The organism is Streptomyces sp. BBFR102, from assembly GCF_051397025.1.
Taxonomy (GTDB): domain Bacteria; phylum Actinomycetota; class Actinomycetes; order Streptomycetales; family Streptomycetaceae; genus Streptomyces.
Genome location: NZ_CP195757.1, coordinates 890,001 through 906,706 on the forward strand (window position 1 = coordinate 890,001; position 16,706 = coordinate 906,706).

The following is a 16,706-nucleotide window of genomic DNA, read 5'->3' on the forward strand; positions in this document are numbered from 1 at the left end:
CACCGACTGGGCCGGATACCTGAACCAGTGGCTGTCGGAGGTCGGAAGCCGGCGCAACTGGTTCTAGGCTCGGCGGCAGACAGGAACGACAGCCGTACTTGGAGGTACGCACGTGAGTGACCCGAGGCCCCCGCTCCCCCACGACTTCCTGCCCGAGGTCGCGTCGTTCACCGTGGTGAGCGACGAGGTGAAGCCGGGCGCGACGCTGGACGACGCTCAGGTCCAGGCGGTCGGGAACCGCTCGCCGCAGCTGCGCTGGGAGGGTTTCCCGGCCGGGACGAAGAGTTTCGCGGTGACCTGCTTCGACCCGGACGCGCCGACCGGCAGCGGGTTCTGGCACTGGGTGCTCTTCAACATCCCGGCCTCGGTGACGGAGCTGCCCGCGGGCGCCGGGTCGCCCGGTGCCGCCGGGCTGCCCGAGGGCGCCGTGCACGCGCGGAACGACTACGGGACGCGGGAGTTCGGCGGTGCCGCGCCGCCGCCTGGCGACGGTCCGCACCGCTACGTCTTCACCGTGTACGCGGTGGACACCGAGCGGTTGGACGCCGACGCGGACTCCTCGCCGGCGGTGGTCGGCTTCAACCTGCGGTTCCACACGCTGGGCCGCGCCCAGCTCATCGGCGAGTACGAGGTGCCCGCCGAAGGCTGATCCGCCCGCTCCGCCCCGCTCCGCGTCCGCGCGGAGGTGTTTTCCCGATTGCTGCCCGCCCGTGGTCTGAACGTGGCCGCGGGCGGGCAGCTTTCTTGCGTCGGGTGGCCGCCGTGCCCACGGCCCCCGGTGCGTCGGCACCGATATTGCGTTGTCCGCCGCGCCGCGCCCGGCCAGAGTTGTAGCGGTCCGCCAGGGGGCGGGCGGCACACGGGAGGTGGGCTGGACATGCGGGACACGCTGGTGCTGAACGCGAGCTTCGAGCCGCTGTCGACGGTGACGTGGAGCCGGGCCGTGGTGCTGGTCCTCCAGGACAAGGCCGTCGTGGAGATGGTCCACCCGGATCAGCGCGTGCGGGCCGCGCTGGTGGACATACCGGTACCCCGTGTGATCAGGCTCTGCCGGTACGTACGGGTGCCGTTCCGAAGACGGGCCCCGTGGTCGCGGCGCGGGGTGCTCGTGCGTGATCGGCACCGGTGCGCGTACTGCGGCGGGCGCGGGACGACGGTGGACCACGTGGTGCCCCGGTCGAAGGGCGGGGCGGACTCCTGGCTGAACACCGTGGCGTGCTGCGCCGCCGACAACCACCGCAAGGCGAACCGGACGCCTGAGGAGGCCGGGATGCCGTTGCTGCGGCAGCCGTTCGAGCCGTCGCCGTCGGACGCGATGCTGCTGTCGCTCGGCCCGGGCAGCACCGAGGACCTGCCGGAGTGGCTGGCGCTCCCGGCGGCCTGACCCCGCCCTTACGTACGGCCAAGGGCCGCTCCCCCGCAGCCGGGGTGGCGGCCCTTCGTCGTACGGCATGCGCGGGTCAGTCGATGGTGGGCTTCTCCGTGCGCTCCCGGGCCGGGGGCACCGCCGGAGCCGGGGCGCCGCCCAGTCCGCCGAGGTTGCCGAAGGCACCGCTGAGGCCCTTGAGGGCGTCACCGATCTCGCTGGGCACGATCCAGAGCTTGTTGGCGTCGCCCTCGGCGATCTTCGGCAGCATCTGGAGGTACTGGTAGGAGAGGAGCTTCTGGTCCGGGTCTCCGGCGTGGATGGACTCGAAGACGGTACGGATGGCCTGGGCCTCACCTTCGGCGCGGAGGGCGGCGGCGCGCGCCTCGCCCTCGGCGCGGAGGATCGCGGACTGCTTCTCACCCTCGGCGCGCAGGATCTCGGACTGGCGGACGCCTTCGGCCTGGAGGATGGCGGCGCGCTTGTCGCGGTCGGCGCGCATCTGCTTCTCCATCGAGTCCTGGATGGAGGTGGGCGGCTCGATCGCCTTGAGCTCGACGCGGTTGACGCGGATGCCCCACTTGCCGGTGGCCTCGTCGAGGACGCCGCGCAGCGCAGCGTTGATCTCCTCGCGGGAGGTCAGCGTCCGCTCCAGGTCCATGCCGCCGATGATGTTGCGGAGGGTGGTGACGGTGAGCTGCTCGATGGCCTGAATGTAGCTGGCCACCTCGTAGGTGGCAGCCCTGGCGTCGGTCACCTGGTAGTAGATGACGGTGTCGATGTTGACGACCAGGTTGTCCTGGGTGATGACGGGCTGCGGCGGGAACGGCACGACCTGCTCGCGGAGGTCGATGCGGTTGCGGATCGTGTCGATGAAGGGGACGACGATGTTGAGGCCCGCGTTGAGGGTGCGGGTGTAGCGGCCGAAGCGCTCGACGATGGCGGCGCTGGCCTGCGGGATGACCTGGACCGTCTTGATCAGGGCGATGAAGACGAGCACCACCAGAATGATCAGGACGATGATGATCGGTTCCATCGCGGCTCCCCGTGCCTTCCGTGCCTTCGCGGGCTGGTGTCACCCCCCGCCGGACGGGCGGGAGGATCTTGGTGGCCGAGTCTGTCAGACCTCGGCGGTGCGTGGGACCGATCCGGTCACATGACGACGGCGGTGGCGCCGTCGATCTCCACGACATCGACCTCGCGGCCGGGTTCGTACGCCTGGTTCACGTCGAGGGAACGGGCCGACCAGATCTCGCCGGCCAGCTTGATGCGGCCGTCGGAACCGTCGACCCGCTCGACCACGACGGCCTGCCTGCCCTTGAGGGCGTCGAAGCCGGTGACGGTGCCGGGTGAAGGGGCGCGGTTGCGCGCCGCTATCGGGCGGACCACGGCGATCAGCGCCACCGAGACCACCACGAAGACCAGTACCTGGGCGACGATGCCGCCGCCGAGCCCCGCCGTGATCGCCGCGGCGACCGCTCCGACGGCGAACATGCCGAACTCCGGCATGGCCGTCATCACGAGCGGAATACCGAGGGCGACCGCGCCGACAAGCCACCACACCCACGCGTCGATGTCCACGCGTTCATGGTAGGCGCGGGGGACGCCCGGGGACAGGGGCCTTTTCGGGCCCCTATCGAGAGGGCTCAGCGCATCGGGAGACCGCGGGCGGTCCAGCGGTCGTCCTGCTGCTCGACGACGAGGGGCAGTCCGAAGCAGCGGGAGAGGTTGCGGGAGGTGAGTTCCAGCTCCAGCGGTCCGGCGGCGAGCACCTGGCCCTGGCGGATCATGAGGACGTGGGTGAAGCCCGGGGCGATCTCCTCGACGTGGTGGGTCACCATGATCATCGAGGGGGCGATCGGGTCGCGGGCCAGCCGGCCCAGGCGGCGGACCAGGTCCTCGCGGCCGCCGAGGTCGAGGCCGGCGGCGGGCTCGTCGAGGAGGAGCAGCTCGGGGTCGGTCATCAGGGCGCGGGCGATCAGGGTGCGCTTGCGCTCGCCCTCGGAGAGGGTGCCGAACCTGCGGTCCAGGTGCTCGTTCATCCCGAGGCGGTCGAGGAAGGCGAGGGCGCGGTCGCGGTCGACGTCCTCGTAGTCCTCGTGCCAGGCGGCGGTCATGCCGTAGGCCGCGGTGAGCACGGTCTGCAGGACCGTCTGGCGCTTGGGGAGCTTTTCGGCCAGCGCGATACCGGCGACGCCGATGCGCGGGCGGAGTTCGAAGACGTCCGTGCCGGGCCTGCCCAGCTGCTCGCCGAGGATCGAGACGGTGCCGGTGCTCGGGAAGAGGTAGCTGGAGGCGAGGTTGAGCAAAGTGGTCTTGCCGGCGCCGTTGGGTCCGAGGATGACCCAGCGCTCCCCCTCCTTCGCCGACCAGGAGATCTGGTCCACCAGAGCCCGGCCCTCGCGGACCACGGATACGTCCACCAGCTCCAGCACATCGCTCATGAGCGCGTTGTCTCCCATTGCAGTCTCGGTGTTCGGCCGCGCCCCCGGACCTCCGGGACGCGGGCCCCCGTACAAACCTACGCCACCGGCCGAGCGGTACCGTCCCCCCTCCTGTCCTTAGGGTGGGGGGATGCTCACGGAACCGCGTTCAGGACTGCTGGCGGCATGGGGAAATGCCCTGCTTGCCGGATTGGTGCCCCCCGATGACGCCGCGTCTGCCATCGTCGGCCAGGACGCGCGCCATCGCGTCGTCGGGCTGCCGGACTGGCCGGAGCCGGTCGGGCTGACCCTCGCGCTCGGGCGGCTGCGGTCGCTCGGGGCGACCGGGTTCCGGGTGGCGCTGCCGGTACCGGGCCACCCGCTGGGGCTGAGCGGGCCCCCGGAGTTCAACGAACGGGCGATGGAGGCCGAGGAGGCCGTGGTGACGGTCGGGGCCGGGCTCGGTCTCGTACCGGAGGTGGCGGTGGCGGGGCCCGAGGGGGACGTGCACGTGGAGGTGGTGTGGCACTGCCTGCCGGTGCGGGAGGCGCCCGCGGCGGACGTGCCCTCGCTCGGGGAGGCGGAGCGGGAGCTGGCGCAGGCCCTGCGGGAGGCGACCGAGATGCTGTCGCGGCTCGACGTGGCCGGTTCGGGGCCGGTGGCGGACGCGGCGCTGGACGCCTACCGGGCGCGGGCGCACGCCGGGGCGAAGGACGCCTTGGCGCCCGGGTACCCGCAGCGTGCGGTACGGGTGCTGGAGCTGGCCGACCGGGTGGCGCTGCTGGTGGAGCTGGCGGAGCGCAGCGGGCACGGCGGGGCGGTGAGCGCGGCGGAGATGGCCGCGCGGGCCGAGGCGCTGCGGCCGGTGGAGCGGACCGCGCGGCGGGCGAAGGTGGCGGCGTACGGAGCGGCGACGGAGGGCTGACCCGCCCCTGCGCCGTGGTCCGGCCTCGGACAGGGCGACGGCCCCTCGGGGGGAGCCGAGGGGCCGTCGCGGCAGGGCGGCGGGGGTCAGCCGTTGAGGCCGAGGTTGCCGAAGGCGGGGTTGAGGAGCCCGACGACGTTCACGGTGTCGCCGACGACGTTGACCGGGACCTGCACGGGGACCTGCACGACGTTGCCCGAACCGACGCCCGGCGAGTGGACGGCGGCGCCGTCCGCCTGGGCACCGCCGGTGGCGGAGGCCGCGCCCGCGCCGGCGGCGAGGATGCCGCCCGCGACCATGGTGACGGCGGCGGCCTTCTTGAACTTGTTCACTGCGTACTCCTCGGACCTGGGACAGGTGCCGCGGCCGGCCGCCACGGCATGTCCCAGGAACGCGGGGCAGGCCCGGGCGGATACGCCGTCCGGGTGACATCCACCCGACAGTATGAATCTCATTCCGGCCGGGAACCGGGGCTCCCACCGGCCCCCGCCACCGTCTTCGCGCAGGTCGTCAGCGTGCCATTCCGTGACGTACGGCCCAGAGGGCGGCCTGGGTGCGGTCGGCGAGGTCGAGTTTCATCAGGATGTTCGAGACGTGGGTCTTCACCGTCTTCTCGGAGAGGACGAGGGCCCGGGCGATCTCTCGGTTGGAGCGACCGTCGGCGATCAGGCCGAGCACCTCCCGTTCGCGTTCGGTCAGGGAGCCGCCACGGCCCTGGCCCGGCCCTTGCGCGTCCTGGCTGAGGAGGGCGCCGGCGACCTCGGGCTGGAGGAGGACGTGTCCCGCGTGGACGGAGCGGATGGCGCGGGCGAGCGCCTCGGGGTCGATGTCCTTGTAGACGTATCCGCCGGCTCCGGCGCGCAGGGCGGGGACCACGGTGCGCTGCTCGGTGAAGCTGGTGACGATCAGGACGCGGGCGGGGCTGGCGAGTTCCCGCAGGCGGCGCAGGGCCTCGACGCCGTCCATGCCGGGCATCTTGACGTCCATCAGGACGACGTCGGGCCGGAGTTCCTCGGCGCGGGCCACACCCTCGGCGCCGTCACCGGCCTCGCCGACCACCTCGATGTCGTCCTGCACCTCCAGGAAGGTGCGCAGGCCCCGGCGGACGACCTGGTGGTCGTCGACGAGGAGGACCCGGATGACGGGCGTCTGCCGTTCCTCGCGCTCGGTGTCAGCCACCGGGTACCTCCATCTCGATCGTGGTGCCCCTGCCGGGCTCCGCGTGCACGGTGAGGCGGCCGCCGACGCCGCCGGCCCGGTCCCGCATGGAGACCAGACCCAGATGCCGTCCGGCTTCCCGCGTGGCGTCGGGGTCGAACCCGCTGCCGTCGTCGCGGACGGTCAGCACGGCACCGCTCCCCTTCTTCGTCAGCCCCACGTCGACCTGGGCCCCGCCGGAGTGGCGCAGCGCGTTGTGCAGCGCCTCCTGGGCGACCCTCAGCAGGGCCTCCTCCTGGGCGGCGGGGAGGGCGCGGACGCCGGTGGAGGTGAAGGTGACGCGGGCGGCGTGGGCCCGGTCCAGGACCTGGACCTGGGTACGCAGGGTGGCGACGAGGCCGTCCTCGTCGAGGGCGGCGGGGCGCAGCTCGACGACGGCGGCGCGGAGTTCCTCGGCGGCCTCGGCGGCCAGGGCCGCGACCTGGTGCAGCTCCTCCTTGGCGCGGTGCGGGTCGCGGTCGACCAGGGCGGTGGCGGCCTGGGCCGTGAGGCGCAGCGAGAAGAGCTTCTGGCTGACGGCATCGTGGAGTTCGTGGGCGAGGCGGGAGCGCTCCTCGGCGATGGTCAGCTCGCGGCTGCGCTCGTAGAGGCGGGCGTTGGTGAGGGCGATGGCGGCGTGCTGGGCGAGGATCGACAGGAGTTCCTCGTCGGCCTCGGTGAAGCCGCAGCCGCCCCCGGGCCTGGGGCAGCGCTTGTTGGCGAGGTAGAGGGCGCCGATGGTGCGGTCGCCGTCGCGGATGGGCAGGCCCAGGAAGTCGGACATCTCCGGGTGGGCGTCCGGCCAGCCGCCGAATCGGGGGTCCTCGCGGACGTCGGCGAGGCGCTGCGGGTGGTCGTCGTGGAGCATCGCGGCGAGGATGCCGTGCTGGCGCGGGAGCGGCCCGATCGCCTTCCACTGGGCGTCGCTGACGCCGTCCACGACGAACTGGGCGAAGCCGCCGTGGTCGTCGGGGACGCCGAGGGCGGCGTACTCGGCGTCGAGGAGTTCGCGGGCGGAGGCGACGATCGTCTTGAGGACGTCGCGGACCTCCAGGGGGCGGCTCATCGCGAGCAGGGCGCTGCTCACCGCGAGGAGCCCGGCGCCGGGCGGCCTGCCGCCGGTCCGGGCGGGGCTCGTGGGGTCGGTCATGTGGTCACGCTACCGGCGGACGGGGGCGGGTGTATCGGTCCCGGGGTCCGGGTGGCCGGGGCCGTGGGCGTAGGTCCGGCGGGGTCCGGACCAGGCCGAAGTGCCCCTGGGACCTGGCGCGGGCGGCGGAGGCGGTGACGGGCGTCACGTTCCTGCGGTGGGCGGGCCGGTGGCGGTGGCGGTCCGTGAGGGGCCGCTGACGTGGCGCCGCCGGTGCCGGTGTGGAGCCGGCCTCCTTCCCGTACGGGAACAGACGTGAGACACGAAGGGGACGACCATGCCGGTGGCGGTCATCACAGGGTTTCGGAGGGGTGGGGCAGGGCGCTGGCCCTGGCGCCGGCGGAGCGGGGCTGGTCGCTGGTACTGACGGCGCCGGGCGCCGGGGCGCTGGCGGAGGCCGGGCGCGTGGCCGAGGGGTGCGGCGGTGCGGTGCGGACGGTGGCGGGGGACGTGGGCGACGCCGGGCACCGCAGTGAGGTGGTGGCCGCGCACGGGCTGGTGCGGGAGGCGCTGCGGCTGCTGCGGTCGGCGGCGGGCGCCGTGGTCTCGGTGAGCTCGGACGCGGCGGTGGGCCCCGACGGCCGGGTACGGGGCGCCTCCGGCTGGACCGGCCTGGTGGTGACCCCCGGGCGCGGGGTGCGCGTCGTGGACGGGCTGCTGACCGGCCTGCACGAGCCGGACGCCTCCCACCTGCTGATGCTGGAGGCGGTCGCGGGGCCGGCCGCCGTGGAGCGCGGCTACGAGGCAGCCGTGCGGGCACGGCTGCTGTGGCACGAGTCAGGGGACGTGCATCTGCTGGCGCGGCGGGACTGAGGACGCCGTAGCAAGGGGCGGGCATGGGAGTCCGCCTCCTTGGGCAGGCGCGGCCCCGGCGGGGCGTACCCGGCGAAACGCCCGCTTCCCGGGAACCCCCTCGAAATCGGTCACGGAAAGCGTTGCACTGGCAACGGAGTGCGAGATCGAGGGGGGTGGCCTGTGAGGCCCGGCATAGGGCCCAGGTCACGTACGAAGCGGGTTAGTGGACCCGAAAAGCCTGGTTTGGCGAGGCGTAAAAGGGACAAGCGAGGAGTCTTCGCGTCCGGCGTCCACTACCTGACTTCGTACGTCACATCATTGCCACGCGTTTTTGCTGCCGCTAACAATGGCTCACGTCGCTCGGCGCTGCGACGGGCCAACACCCCCGCAGCGTTAGTGCCGGAACATCGCAACTGTCCCCGCCGAGCCGAGAGCGACCTCCGCTACACGAAGAGGTCCTTCCCATGACGCAGTCCCGCATTCCCGGTCTGAACACGCTGACCCGAAACCAGAAGATCTCCATCGCCGGTGTCGCCACCGCGGGCATCGCCGCCCTGACGGTCTCCCTCGTTCCGGGCTCGTCCTCGACCGAGATCGAGCCTGTCGCCGCCTCCCAGTCCGTCGCGGCCCCCGCGTGGTCGACCGCCAAGCAGTGGGAGCAGAGCTCCGCGCTGAGCGACCACGTCGCCCAGCAGCAGGTCGTCGCCTACCAGGGCGCGAAGTCCGCCGCCGAGGCCGTCGAGAAGGCCGAAGCCGCGAAGCAGGCCGACGCCGTCAAGAAGGCCGAGGCGGAGAAGAAGGCCGCCAACGAGCGGAAGTCCGAGGAGTCGGCGAGCCGCTCCGCCGAGCGCTCGACGCCGGCCTACGCCAACAACCTCGACGGCTGGATCCGCGAGGCCCTCGACATCATGCAGGACAAGGGCATCCCCGGTTCCTACGAGGGTCTGCACCGCAACATCATGCGTGAGTCGTCGGGCAACCCGCGGGCGATCAACAACTGGGACATCAACGCCATCAACGGCATCCCGTCCAAGGGTCTGCTCCAGGTCATCCAGCCGACCTTCGACACCTACCACGTCGCCGGCACCAAGCACGACCTGTACGACCCGGTCGCCAACATCACCGCCGCCGCCAACTACGCGGCCGACCGGTACGGCACCATCGACAACGTCGACAGCGCGTACTGATCCGGACCTCTCGCGGAGGCGCGTTCCGCACCTGAGGACAGCAGTGAGGGCGGCACCCGGACCGGGTGCCGCCCTCGCGGCGTGTCAGCAGCCGGGCCGCCGGTGCGGCCCGGCTCGACGTGTCACTTGCGCATCACCTCGGGCTCGTGGCGGCGCAGCAGCCGTGCCACGGCGAAGCCGCAGACCGCGGCCATCACCAGGAGCACGGTGACGTTCACCCCCCACTGGGCGACCGTGGACTCCCAGAGCGGGTCGAGGTCGGTCGGGTTCTCGCGGTCCCACGGCGGCATGAGGTGGGTGAGGTCCAAGGTGGTGGCCGCGCCGGCCATGGCCCAGCGCGAGGGCATCAGCCAGGCGACCTGCTCCAGCCCCGGCGAGCCGAAGACCTTGAAGAGGACGCCGGTGAAGACGACCTGGACGATCGAGAACATCACCAGCAGCGGCATGGTCTTCTCGGAGGTCTTCACCAGCGAGGAGATGACCAGGCCGAACATCATCGAGGTGAAGCCCAGCGCGATGACGACCAGGCACAGCTCGACCGCCGGGGGCAGGACCAGGCCCTCTTCGGGCAGGTCGCGCGGGAAGAAGCCGATGGCGCAGATGATGACGCCCTGCACAGCGGTGATCACGCCGAGGACGATGACCTTCGACATCAGGTACGCCGAGCGGGAGAGGCCGGTGGCCCGTTCCCGTTCGTAGATGACGCGTTCCTTGATCAGCTCGCGGACCGAGTTGGCGGCGCCGGAGAAGCACATGCCGACCATGATGATGAGCATGATCGTCCCGGCGGTGCTGTTGAAGATCGCCGGCGGCGTCGGCGGGGCCAGGCCGAAGTCGGCCGGGATCACCGTGGAGACCACGCCGAGCACGGCCGGCAGGACCAGCATCAGCCCCAGGAACCCCTTGTCGGAGGCGATCACCGAGGCGTATCTGCGCATCAGCGTCAGCAGCTGCGAGCCCCACGCCTGCGGCTTGGGCGGGCGGATCGCCTCGACCGACGGGACCGCGCTGGGCTGCGAGGCGACGGCGTCGATGTCGGCCGCGTACATCTGGTAGTGCTGCGAGCCCTTCCAGCGGTCCGCCCAGTCGTAGTCGCGGTAGTTCTCGAAGGCGGAGAAGATGTCGGCCCAGGTCTGGTAGCCGAAGAAGTTCAGCGCCTCCTCGGGCGGGCCGAAGTACGCCACGGAGCCGCCCGGCGCCATCACCAGGAGCTTGTCGCAGAGCGCCAGCTCGGCCACCGAGTGGGTGACGACCAGGACGGTTCGGCCGTCGTCGGCGAGGCCGCGCAGCAGCTGCATGACGTCGCGGTCCATGCCCGGGTCGAGGCCGGAGGTCGGCTCGTCGAGGAAGATCAGGGAGGGCTTGGTCAGCAGCTCCAGGGCGACCGAGACGCGCTTGCGCTGGCCGCCGGAGAGGGAGGTGACCTTCTTCTCCTTGTGGATGTCGAGCTTCAGCTCCCCGAGGACCTCGTCGATCCGGGACTGCCGCTCCGCCTCCGTGGTGTCCGCGGGGAAGCGGAGCTTGGCCGCGTACTTGAGGGCCTTCTTGACGGTCAGCTCCTTGTGCAGGATGTCGTCCTGCGGGACCAGACCGATGCGCTGCCGCAACTCGGCGAACTGCTTGTAGAGGTTCCGGTTGTCGTAGAGGACGTCGCCCTGGTCGGCCGGGCGGTACCCGGTGAGCGCCTTGAGCAGCGTCGACTTGCCGGAGCCGGAGGGGCCGATCACCGCGATGACCGACTTCTCCGGGACGCCGAAGGAGACGTCCTTGAGGATCTGCTTGCCGCCGTCGACGGTGACCGTCAGGTGGCGGGCGGAGAAGGACACCTCGCCGGTGTCGACGAACTCCTCCAGCCGGTCCCCCACCAGCCGGAACGTCGAGTGACCGACACCGACGATGTCGTTCGGCCCGATCAGCGCGGTGCCCGACTTCGGTATCGGCTGACCGTTGAGGTACGTGCCGTTGTGCGAGCCGAGGTCGCGCAGCTCGAACCGGCCGTCGGGCGTCGCGGTGAACTCCGCGTGCAGCCGCGAGACCTGGAGGTCGGAGACGACCAGCTCGTTCTCCAGCGCACGGCCGATCCGCATCCTGCGGCCGAGGGCGAGCTGGTGGAACGTGGTCGGGCTGCGGTCGCCGTGGACCGGCTGGGCGCCCTGCTGCCGCCCACCCTGCGGCTGCTGCTGCGCCGCGTGCGGGGCCCGGCCCTGCGCGGGCACCTGCTGCTGCGGCGCCTGCCACTCCTGCTGCGCGTACTGCCCCTGGCCGTGCTGCGGGGACCGCCCGGGCGCGGCCGACTGGGCCGGGGCCTGAGCCGCCCAGCCTCCCGCCTGCTGCTGCGCGGGCGTCTGCTGCGCGCCCTGCGGTGCGGCTCCCTGCGCGGCACCGCTGAGGTTCAGACGCGGTCCGTCGGTGGCGTTGCCGAGGTTGACGGCCGCACCGGGACCGATCTCCTGCTGCCGGACTCGGCGCCCTTCGACGAAGGTGCCGTTGGTGGAGCCGTGGTCCTCGATGACCCAGCTCCCGCCTCTCCAGCTGATCGACGCGTGCCGCCAGGAGACCCTGGCGTCGTCGAGTGCGATATCTCCTTGCGGATCACGTCCGAGGGTGTATGGCCGGGACGCATCAAGCGTCCAGGACCGTCCGTTCACTTCCAGTACGAGTTCCGGCACTCCAGCCCCACTGAGTTGTCCCCCGATTAGCCCCCGTGGACGGGGGTCTAGGGATGTCGAACATCGAGGGGGAACTATTCCAGGCCGAGCCCCCCGACCGAAAGTCGGGCCACCGTGAAGACCTCGTGGCCGGGCTCGCGTTGGGCCCGCGCACGCCGGGCAAACAACTCGAAGCGGAGCATCGCTCCCCTGGGGCGGCGTCGGTTTCCGGCCGTCTCACGCTCCCGTCTGCCGGGCCGCGGCGGCCGCTGTCCATCCTTCGGCACCGCAAACGCGCCCGGGACCGCTTTGGATACGGTGGGAACACCATGAGCGCATCGCAGCCCCCAGAGACCAACGGCGCACCGGCCGCCGACGTCCCCACTCTGCTCGTCAAGATCTTCGGCAAGGACCGCCCGGGAATCACCGCGGGCCTATTCGAGACCCTCGCGGCGTTCTCCGTCGACGTGGTCGACATCGAGCAAGTCGTGACCCGGGGGCGCATCGTGCTGTGCGCCCTGGTGACGGAGCCGGCGGGGGTGAGCGAGGGAGAGCTGCGGGCGACCGTGCACGGCTGGGCCGAGTCGTTGAAGCTCCAGGCCGAGATCATCTCCGGTACGGGCGACAACCGGCCGCGCGGCGTCGGCCGCTCGCACGTCACCGTCCTCGGCAACCCCCTGACCTCCGAGTCGACCGCCGCCATAGCGGCCCGGATCACCGAGACCGGCGGCAACATCGACCGTATCTTCCGGCTCGCCAAGTACCCTGTGACGGCAGTGGAGTTCGCTGTCTCCGGCGCCGGGACCGAGGCGCTGCGGACCGCCCTGGCGACCCAGGCGGCGGCGCTCGGCGTGGACATCGCCGTGATGGCCTCCGGCCTCGGGCGCCGCGCGCAGCGGCTGGTGGTGATGGACGTCGACTCGACGCTGATCCAGGACGAGGTCATCGAGCTGTTCGCGGCCCACGCGGGCTGCGAGGAGCAGGTGGCCGAGGTGACGGCTGCGGCGATGCGCGGTGAACTGGACTTCGAGCAGTCGCTGCACGCCCGGGTGGCGCTGCTGGCGGGGCTCGACGCCTCCGTGATCGAGAAGGTGCGCGGCGAGGTGAGACTGACGCCCGGCGCGCGCACGCTGATCAGGACGCTGAAGCGCCTCGGCTATCAGGTCGGGGTGGTCTCGGGCGGCTTCACGCAGGTCACCGACGACCTCAAGGAGCGGCTCGGGCTGGACTTCGCGCAGGCCAACACCTTGGAGGTCGTCGGCGGGAAGCTGACCGGCCGGGTCACCGGGGAGATCGTGGACCGGGCGGGCAAGGCGCGGCTGCTGCGCCGGTTCGCGGCCGAGGCGGGGCTGCCGCTCAACCAGACGGTGGCGATCGGGGACGGCGCCAACGACCTCGACATGCTGAACACGGCGGGCCTCGGTGTGGCCTTCAACGCCAAGCCGCTGGTCCGCGAGGCCGCCCACACCGCGGTCAACGTGCCGTTCCTGGACACCGTGCTGTACCTGCTGGGCATCACCCGCGAGGAGGTCGAGGCGGCCGACGCCCTCGACTCCTGACCATCCGTCCCGCCGTAGGGGTAGGCACCACGGGCCGGCTCTCCGCTCAGGGGGGCCGGCCCGGGCCGTACGCCGGGGGCCGGGCAGGTCAGCCGGGGTGCGGGGTCCAGAACTCGGTGAGGGTCGCCGAGGCGGGCTCCAGGCTCTTCCAGGGGCCGGTGAAGGCCAGCAGGGCGAGGGCGGCGGTGGGGAAGCCGCGGCGGCCGATCAGGGCGGCGGCCTCCTGCTCGGCGCTGCCGGCCAGGACCTCGGTGACGCCCTGGACACCTGGGTTGTGGCCGACCAGAACGAGGTTCCGGACCTCGTCGTCGACTTCGTTGAGCACGGCGATCAGCTCGCCGGGCGACGCTTCGTAGACCCGCTCCTCGTAGACGGTCCTGGGGCGCCGGGGCAGTTCGGCGACGGCCAGGCGCCAGGTCTCGCGGGTACGGGTGGCGGTGGAGCAGAGGGCCAGGCCGAAGGGGAGGCCGCTGGCGGCGAGCCGGCTGCCGACGGCGGGGGCGTCCAGGCGGCCCCGGTCGGTCAGCGGGCGCTCGTGGTCGCCGCCGTCGGACCATTCGGCCTTGGCGTGGCGGACGACGGCGATGGTGCGGACGGGGGACGGTCCGGGGGTGGTCCCGGTGGACGGCTCAGCGGCACTCATGATTCCCAGCTTCGCACGAAACGAGGGGTGCGGCGCCGGGAGTTGGCGGTCGCTCCCCCTTCGGGTGCCGGTGCCCCGCGAAGGTCAGCCGGGGTGGTGGGCGAGGGTGCGCTGGACCCGCTCCAGCAACTGGGGGAGGACCGGGTCGCCGCTCGCTGACGCGGCGGTGGGCCCGAAGGCGAGCAGCAGCAGCGCGGCGAAGGTGAGCACCGGCAGGGCCAGGGCCCACCAGGGCAGGCCGGGGTGGGCGGGGGTCCCCGCAGGCTCGGTCGTCGGGGCCTGCATGGCGCCTCCTGGCAGCGGTCGCACGCGTACATGACGGTGTGCGGCGCCGTCGGGAGGGCTGCGGGGCCCCGGTGCGGCCACACGCTTCGAACGTACGCGGGCGAGGGCGCCTGGCCCATCAGGCGTTCCACCCAGTCGCCCCTGACGCCCGCCCCCTAGGGGAAGGTGGGGCTGGCCCCACCCCCACCGGAGACGGGGGCGGGCCGGTGGCCCCGCCGCCTCAGGGTGAGGCGACGGTGGCGATGATGCCGATGATCACGCTGATGCCGAGTATCAGGCTGAGCAGGCCGAGAAACTTGCGCTGCCCGTTCGGAGGATTCGGTTCCAGTACGCCCATGGACCCTAGTTTCGCATCGCCGCCCGGCCCTGGCGGACCCGGGTCAGGCCCGCGCGGCGGCCTCGTCCTCGATGACGCGGTTCTTGCCCGCGAGGACGCCGGCGATGATCTGCGGCACCATCAGGGCGGCCATGAGCGCGATGGGCAGGCCCCAGCCGCCGCTGTGCTGGTAGAGGACGCCGACCAGGAGCGGGCCGGGGATGGAGATGAGGTATCCGGTGCTCTGGGCGAAGGCGGAGAGCGAGGCGACCCCGGGTCCCGTCCTGGCGCGCATGCCGATCATGGTGAGGGCGAGCGGGAAGGCGCAGTTGGAGACGCCGAGCAGGACGGCCCAGAGCCAGGCGCCGCCTACCGGCCAGAGGTGGAGCCCGGCGTAGCCGATGAGGCCGCAGGTGCCGAGGACGACCACGACCGGGCCCTGGCGGGGCAGGCGGATGGCGACGCGGGGGATGACGAAGGCGAGCGGGATGCCCATGGCCATGGTGACGGCGAGCAGGATGCCGGCGGTGCCCGCGGCGACCCCGGCGTCGCGGAAGATCTGCGCCATCCAGCCCATGGTGATGTAGGCGCCGGTGGCCTGGAGGCCGAAGAAGACGGCGAGGGCCCAGGCGGTGGGGCTGCGGACCATGCTGAGCCTGGCGGCCGGTTCCCCGGCGGGGGCGGTCAGCTCGTGGCGCTCGCGCACGAACAGCAGCCAGGGCAGGACGGCGGCGACGGCGAGGGCCGCCCAGACCAGCAGGCCCAAGCGCCAGTCGTCGCCGAGGGCGCGGGTCAGCGGGACGGTGACGGCCGCCGCGGCGGAGGTGCCGACGGCCAGCGCCATGGAGTAGAGGCCGGTCATGGTGCCGACCCGGTCGGGGAACCAGCGCTTGACGATGACCGGCATCAGGACGTTGCTGACCGCGATCCCCATCAGGGCCAGGGCACTGAAGAGCAGGAACGCCGGGGTGGCGCCGGTGAAGGGGCGGACCAGCAGGCCGGTCGCGAGGGCGGCCATCCCGGCGCAGACCACGGCGGGCGGGCCGAACCGGCGGGCCAGCCGGGGCGCCATGACGCCGAAGAGGGCGAAGCAGAACGGCGGCACGGAGGTGAGCAGCCCGGCGGTGCTGCCGCTCATGCCGAGCCCGTCGCGGACCTCTTCGAGGAGGGCGCCGAGGCTGGTGATGGCGGGGCGGAGGTTGAGCGCGGCGAGGACGACGGCGAGCGGCATGAGCCGCATGGCCCAGGTGCGCACCGCGAAGGGCGCGGCGAACCGCTCGGTGGGTGCGGACCGCCGGGTCGCGGGGGCCGTCCTCGTCTCGCTGTCCTCGCGTGCCATGGGCGCCATCATAGATTCATGGGATGATTGGTTGTCCAATCGTCGTACGGTGCGCATGGCCCTCGACGCCACGGCCCGCTCGGCCTGGACCTCGGCCGCCTTTCGGTACCGTCTGTGTCCATCCCCTCCCGCACCCGGCCGCCGCGACACCCCTCCGGCGCCGGGGCCCGACCGCACGAAGGTCCGACATGCCGCTGACTTCGCCCCGCCGCTCGGCCCTGTCCGAGCAGGTCATCGCCGAGCTGCGCCAGCAGATCACCTCCGGGGAATGGCCCGTCGGCTCCCGCATCCCCACCGAGCCGGAGCTGGTGGAGCAGCTCGGCGTGGCCCGGAACACGGTGCGCGAGGCGGTACGGGCCCTCGCCCACAACGGCCTGCTCGACATCCGGCAGGGCTCGGGCACCTACGTGGTGGCCGCCAGCGAACTCGCCGGGGTGATGCACCGCAGGTTCGCCGACGCCGATCCCCGGCACATCGCCGAGCTGCGCGCCACCCTGGAGTCGGCCGGCGCCGAGCTGGCCGCCGCGCGCCGAACCGAGAAGGACCTCGCCCAGCTCGACGCGCTGCTGCGGCGCCGGGAGGACGCCTGGGAGTCGGGGGACGCGGAGCGGTTCGTCCAGGCGGACACCACCTTCCACCTCGCGGTGGTCTCGGCCTCCCACAACGACGTGCTGACCGCACTCCACGCCGACCTCGGCGAGGTGCTGCGGCACTGGCTGCGCGGGGACATCGGCGACCAGCTCCAGCCGGAGAACCACATGGACCACACCCGTCTGGTCGACGCGATCCGCGCGGGCGACGCGGAGCGGGCCGGGGCCGAGGCGGCCACCTACCCGCTGATGTGCCGGCCCGGGCGGCTCTGGCAGCGGTGAG

18 protein-coding genes and 1 pseudogene (1 of these 19 only partly in view) are annotated in these 16,706 nt (G+C 72.5%); 8 read left to right on the forward strand and 11 right to left on the reverse strand.

Translation table 11 applies throughout. The features are described 5' to 3' along the window. The 3 genes from ACSLIC_RS04055 to ACSLIC_RS04065 form a co-directional block, all read left to right on the forward strand. Window positions 1-67 carry the 3' portion of a sporulation protein gene (locus tag ACSLIC_RS04055; RefSeq protein WP_436736289.1) on the forward strand. The gene continues 716 nt to the left of window position 1, outside the view, so 67 of the gene's 783 nt are visible here — the last part of the coding sequence; the start codon falls outside the window, past its left edge; it ends in the stop codon at window positions 65-67. Window positions 68-112: 45 nt separating this feature from the next. Beyond that, window positions 113-649 (forward strand): YbhB/YbcL family Raf kinase inhibitor-like protein, encoded by a 537-nt coding sequence (locus ACSLIC_RS04060; RefSeq protein WP_436736290.1) that lies wholly within the window; start codon window positions 113-115, stop codon window positions 647-649. Between the two features lie 228 nt (window positions 650-877). Beyond that, window positions 878-1,384 carry an HNH endonuclease gene (locus ACSLIC_RS04065; RefSeq protein WP_436736291.1) on the forward strand — a complete coding sequence of 169 codons (507 nt, stop codon included), beginning with the start codon at window positions 878-880 and terminating at the stop codon, window positions 1,382-1,384. Window positions 1,385-1,460: 76 nt separating this feature from the next. Here the strand turns inward: ACSLIC_RS04065 and ACSLIC_RS04070 are convergent, their stop codons facing one another. The 3 genes from ACSLIC_RS04070 to ACSLIC_RS04080 form a co-directional block, all read right to left on the reverse strand. Continuing rightward, entirely contained in the window at window positions 1,461-2,402 is a 942-nt protein-coding gene (locus ACSLIC_RS04070) for an SPFH domain-containing protein (protein WP_436736292.1), read from the reverse strand. A gap of 116 nt (window positions 2,403-2,518) precedes the next feature. Beyond that, entirely contained in the window at window positions 2,519-2,947 is a 429-nt protein-coding gene (locus ACSLIC_RS04075; protein WP_436736293.1) for an NfeD family protein, read from the reverse strand. 65 nt (window positions 2,948-3,012) lie between these two features. Next, on the reverse strand, window positions 3,013-3,810 hold the full coding sequence (locus ACSLIC_RS04080) for an ABC transporter ATP-binding protein (RefSeq protein ID WP_436736294.1): 798 nt from the start codon (window positions 3,808-3,810) through the stop codon (window positions 3,013-3,015). 130 nt (window positions 3,811-3,940) lie between these two features. Between ACSLIC_RS04080 and ACSLIC_RS04085 the strand changes: the two genes are divergently transcribed. Then, window positions 3,941-4,714, forward strand: coding sequence for a hypothetical protein (locus ACSLIC_RS04085; RefSeq protein ID WP_436736295.1), 774 nt, complete (start codon window positions 3,941-3,943; stop codon window positions 4,712-4,714). Window positions 4,715-4,800: 86 nt separating this feature from the next. Here the strand turns inward: ACSLIC_RS04085 and ACSLIC_RS04090 are convergent, their stop codons facing one another. The 3 genes from ACSLIC_RS04090 to ACSLIC_RS04100 all read right to left on the reverse strand — a co-directional run bounded on the left by ACSLIC_RS04090 (window position 4,801) and on the right by ACSLIC_RS04100 (window position 7,061). Beyond that, window positions 4,801-5,046: a chaplin family protein gene (locus ACSLIC_RS04090; RefSeq protein ID WP_436736296.1), complete on the reverse strand. Its 246-nt coding sequence runs from the start codon at window positions 5,044-5,046 to the stop codon at window positions 4,801-4,803. 178 nt (window positions 5,047-5,224) lie between these two features. Then, window positions 5,225-5,893, reverse strand: a complete 669-nt coding sequence (locus ACSLIC_RS04095) for a response regulator (protein ID WP_436736297.1) — start codon at window positions 5,891-5,893, stop codon at window positions 5,225-5,227. After that, window positions 5,886-7,061 carry a GAF domain-containing sensor histidine kinase gene (locus ACSLIC_RS04100; RefSeq protein WP_436736298.1) on the reverse strand — a complete coding sequence of 392 codons (1,176 nt, stop codon included), beginning with the start codon at window positions 7,059-7,061 and terminating at the stop codon, window positions 5,886-5,888. The genes ACSLIC_RS04095 and ACSLIC_RS04100 overlap by 8 nt, the downstream gene beginning before the upstream one ends. 561 nt (window positions 7,062-7,622) lie before the next feature. On the opposite strand from ACSLIC_RS04100, the pseudogene ACSLIC_RS04105 reads away from it, so the two are divergent. Next, window positions 7,623-7,874, forward strand: a pseudogene (locus tag ACSLIC_RS04105) (S-adenosylmethionine:tRNA ribosyltransferase-isomerase); the annotation flags it as partial. 446 nt (window positions 7,875-8,320) lie between these two features. Continuing rightward, window positions 8,321-9,043, forward strand: a complete 723-nt coding sequence (locus tag ACSLIC_RS04110) for a transglycosylase SLT domain-containing protein (protein WP_436736299.1) — start codon at window positions 8,321-8,323, stop codon at window positions 9,041-9,043. 122 nt (window positions 9,044-9,165) lie between these two features. On the opposite strand, the gene ACSLIC_RS04115 is transcribed toward ACSLIC_RS04110, so the two are convergent. Next, on the reverse strand, window positions 9,166-11,712 hold the full coding sequence (locus ACSLIC_RS04115; RefSeq protein WP_436736300.1) for an FHA domain-containing protein: 2,547 nt from the start codon (window positions 11,710-11,712) through the stop codon (window positions 9,166-9,168). Window positions 11,713-12,020: 308 nt separating this feature from the next. Between ACSLIC_RS04115 and serB the strand changes: the two genes are divergently transcribed. Beyond that, window positions 12,021-13,250: a phosphoserine phosphatase SerB gene (gene serB, locus ACSLIC_RS04120; protein WP_436736301.1), complete on the forward strand. Its 1,230-nt coding sequence runs from the start codon at window positions 12,021-12,023 to the stop codon at window positions 13,248-13,250. Window positions 13,251-13,338: 88 nt separating this feature from the next. On the opposite strand, the gene ACSLIC_RS04125 is transcribed toward serB, so the two are convergent. The 4 genes from ACSLIC_RS04125 to ACSLIC_RS04140 all read right to left on the reverse strand — a co-directional run bounded on the left by ACSLIC_RS04125 (window position 13,339) and on the right by ACSLIC_RS04140 (window position 15,842). Beyond that, window positions 13,339-13,893: a SixA phosphatase family protein gene (locus tag ACSLIC_RS04125; RefSeq protein ID WP_436736302.1), complete on the reverse strand. Its 555-nt coding sequence runs from the start codon at window positions 13,891-13,893 to the stop codon at window positions 13,339-13,341. A gap of 84 nt (window positions 13,894-13,977) precedes the next feature. Further along, window positions 13,978-14,178 (reverse strand): hypothetical protein, encoded by a 201-nt coding sequence (locus ACSLIC_RS04130; RefSeq protein WP_436736303.1) that lies wholly within the window; start codon window positions 14,176-14,178, stop codon window positions 13,978-13,980. Between the two features lie 220 nt (window positions 14,179-14,398). Continuing rightward, a complete protein-coding gene (locus tag ACSLIC_RS04135) occupies window positions 14,399-14,515 on the reverse strand; it encodes an SGM_5486 family transporter-associated protein (protein WP_436736304.1) in 117 nt (38 codons plus the stop codon). 43 nt (window positions 14,516-14,558) lie between these two features. Next, window positions 14,559-15,842, reverse strand: coding sequence for a CynX/NimT family MFS transporter (locus tag ACSLIC_RS04140; RefSeq protein ID WP_436736305.1), 1,284 nt, complete (start codon window positions 15,840-15,842; stop codon window positions 14,559-14,561). A 179-nt stretch (window positions 15,843-16,021) separates the two neighbouring features. Here ACSLIC_RS04140 and ACSLIC_RS04145 point away from each other — a divergent pair, with 179 nt between their 5' ends. Then, on the forward strand, window positions 16,022-16,705 hold the full coding sequence (locus ACSLIC_RS04145) for a FadR/GntR family transcriptional regulator (RefSeq protein WP_436736306.1): 684 nt from the start codon (window positions 16,022-16,024) through the stop codon (window positions 16,703-16,705). The last annotated feature ends 1 nt before the right edge of the window (window position 16,706 follow it).

Coding starts and splice junctions, on each gene's coding strand:
- ACSLIC_RS04125 (WP_436736302.1), bottom strand. CDS start 13,893: ATGAGTGCCGCTGAGCCGTCCACCGGGACCACCCCCGGACCGTCCCCC.
- ACSLIC_RS04100 (WP_436736298.1), bottom strand. CDS start 7,061: ATGACCGACCCCACGAGCCCCGCCCGGACCGGCGGCAGGCCGCCCGGC.
- serB (WP_436736301.1), top strand. CDS start 12,021: ATGAGCGCATCGCAGCCCCCAGAGACCAACGGCGCACCGGCCGCCGAC.
- ACSLIC_RS04140 (WP_436736305.1), bottom strand. CDS start 15,842: ATGGCGCCCATGGCACGCGAGGACAGCGAGACGAGGACGGCCCCCGCG.
- ACSLIC_RS04110 (WP_436736299.1), top strand. CDS start 8,321: ATGACGCAGTCCCGCATTCCCGGTCTGAACACGCTGACCCGAAACCAG.
- ACSLIC_RS04085 (WP_436736295.1), top strand. CDS start 3,941: ATGCTCACGGAACCGCGTTCAGGACTGCTGGCGGCATGGGGAAATGCC.
- ACSLIC_RS04135 (WP_436736304.1), bottom strand. CDS start 14,515: ATGGGCGTACTGGAACCGAATCCTCCGAACGGGCAGCGCAAGTTTCTC.
- ACSLIC_RS04145 (WP_436736306.1), top strand. CDS start 16,022: ATGCCGCTGACTTCGCCCCGCCGCTCGGCCCTGTCCGAGCAGGTCATC.
- ACSLIC_RS04070 (WP_436736292.1), bottom strand. CDS start 2,402: ATGGAACCGATCATCATCGTCCTGATCATTCTGGTGGTGCTCGTCTTC.
- ACSLIC_RS04080 (WP_436736294.1), bottom strand. CDS start 3,810: ATGAGCGATGTGCTGGAGCTGGTGGACGTATCCGTGGTCCGCGAGGGC.
- ACSLIC_RS04065 (WP_436736291.1), top strand. CDS start 878: ATGCGGGACACGCTGGTGCTGAACGCGAGCTTCGAGCCGCTGTCGACG.
- ACSLIC_RS04130 (WP_436736303.1), bottom strand. CDS start 14,178: ATGCAGGCCCCGACGACCGAGCCTGCGGGGACCCCCGCCCACCCCGGC.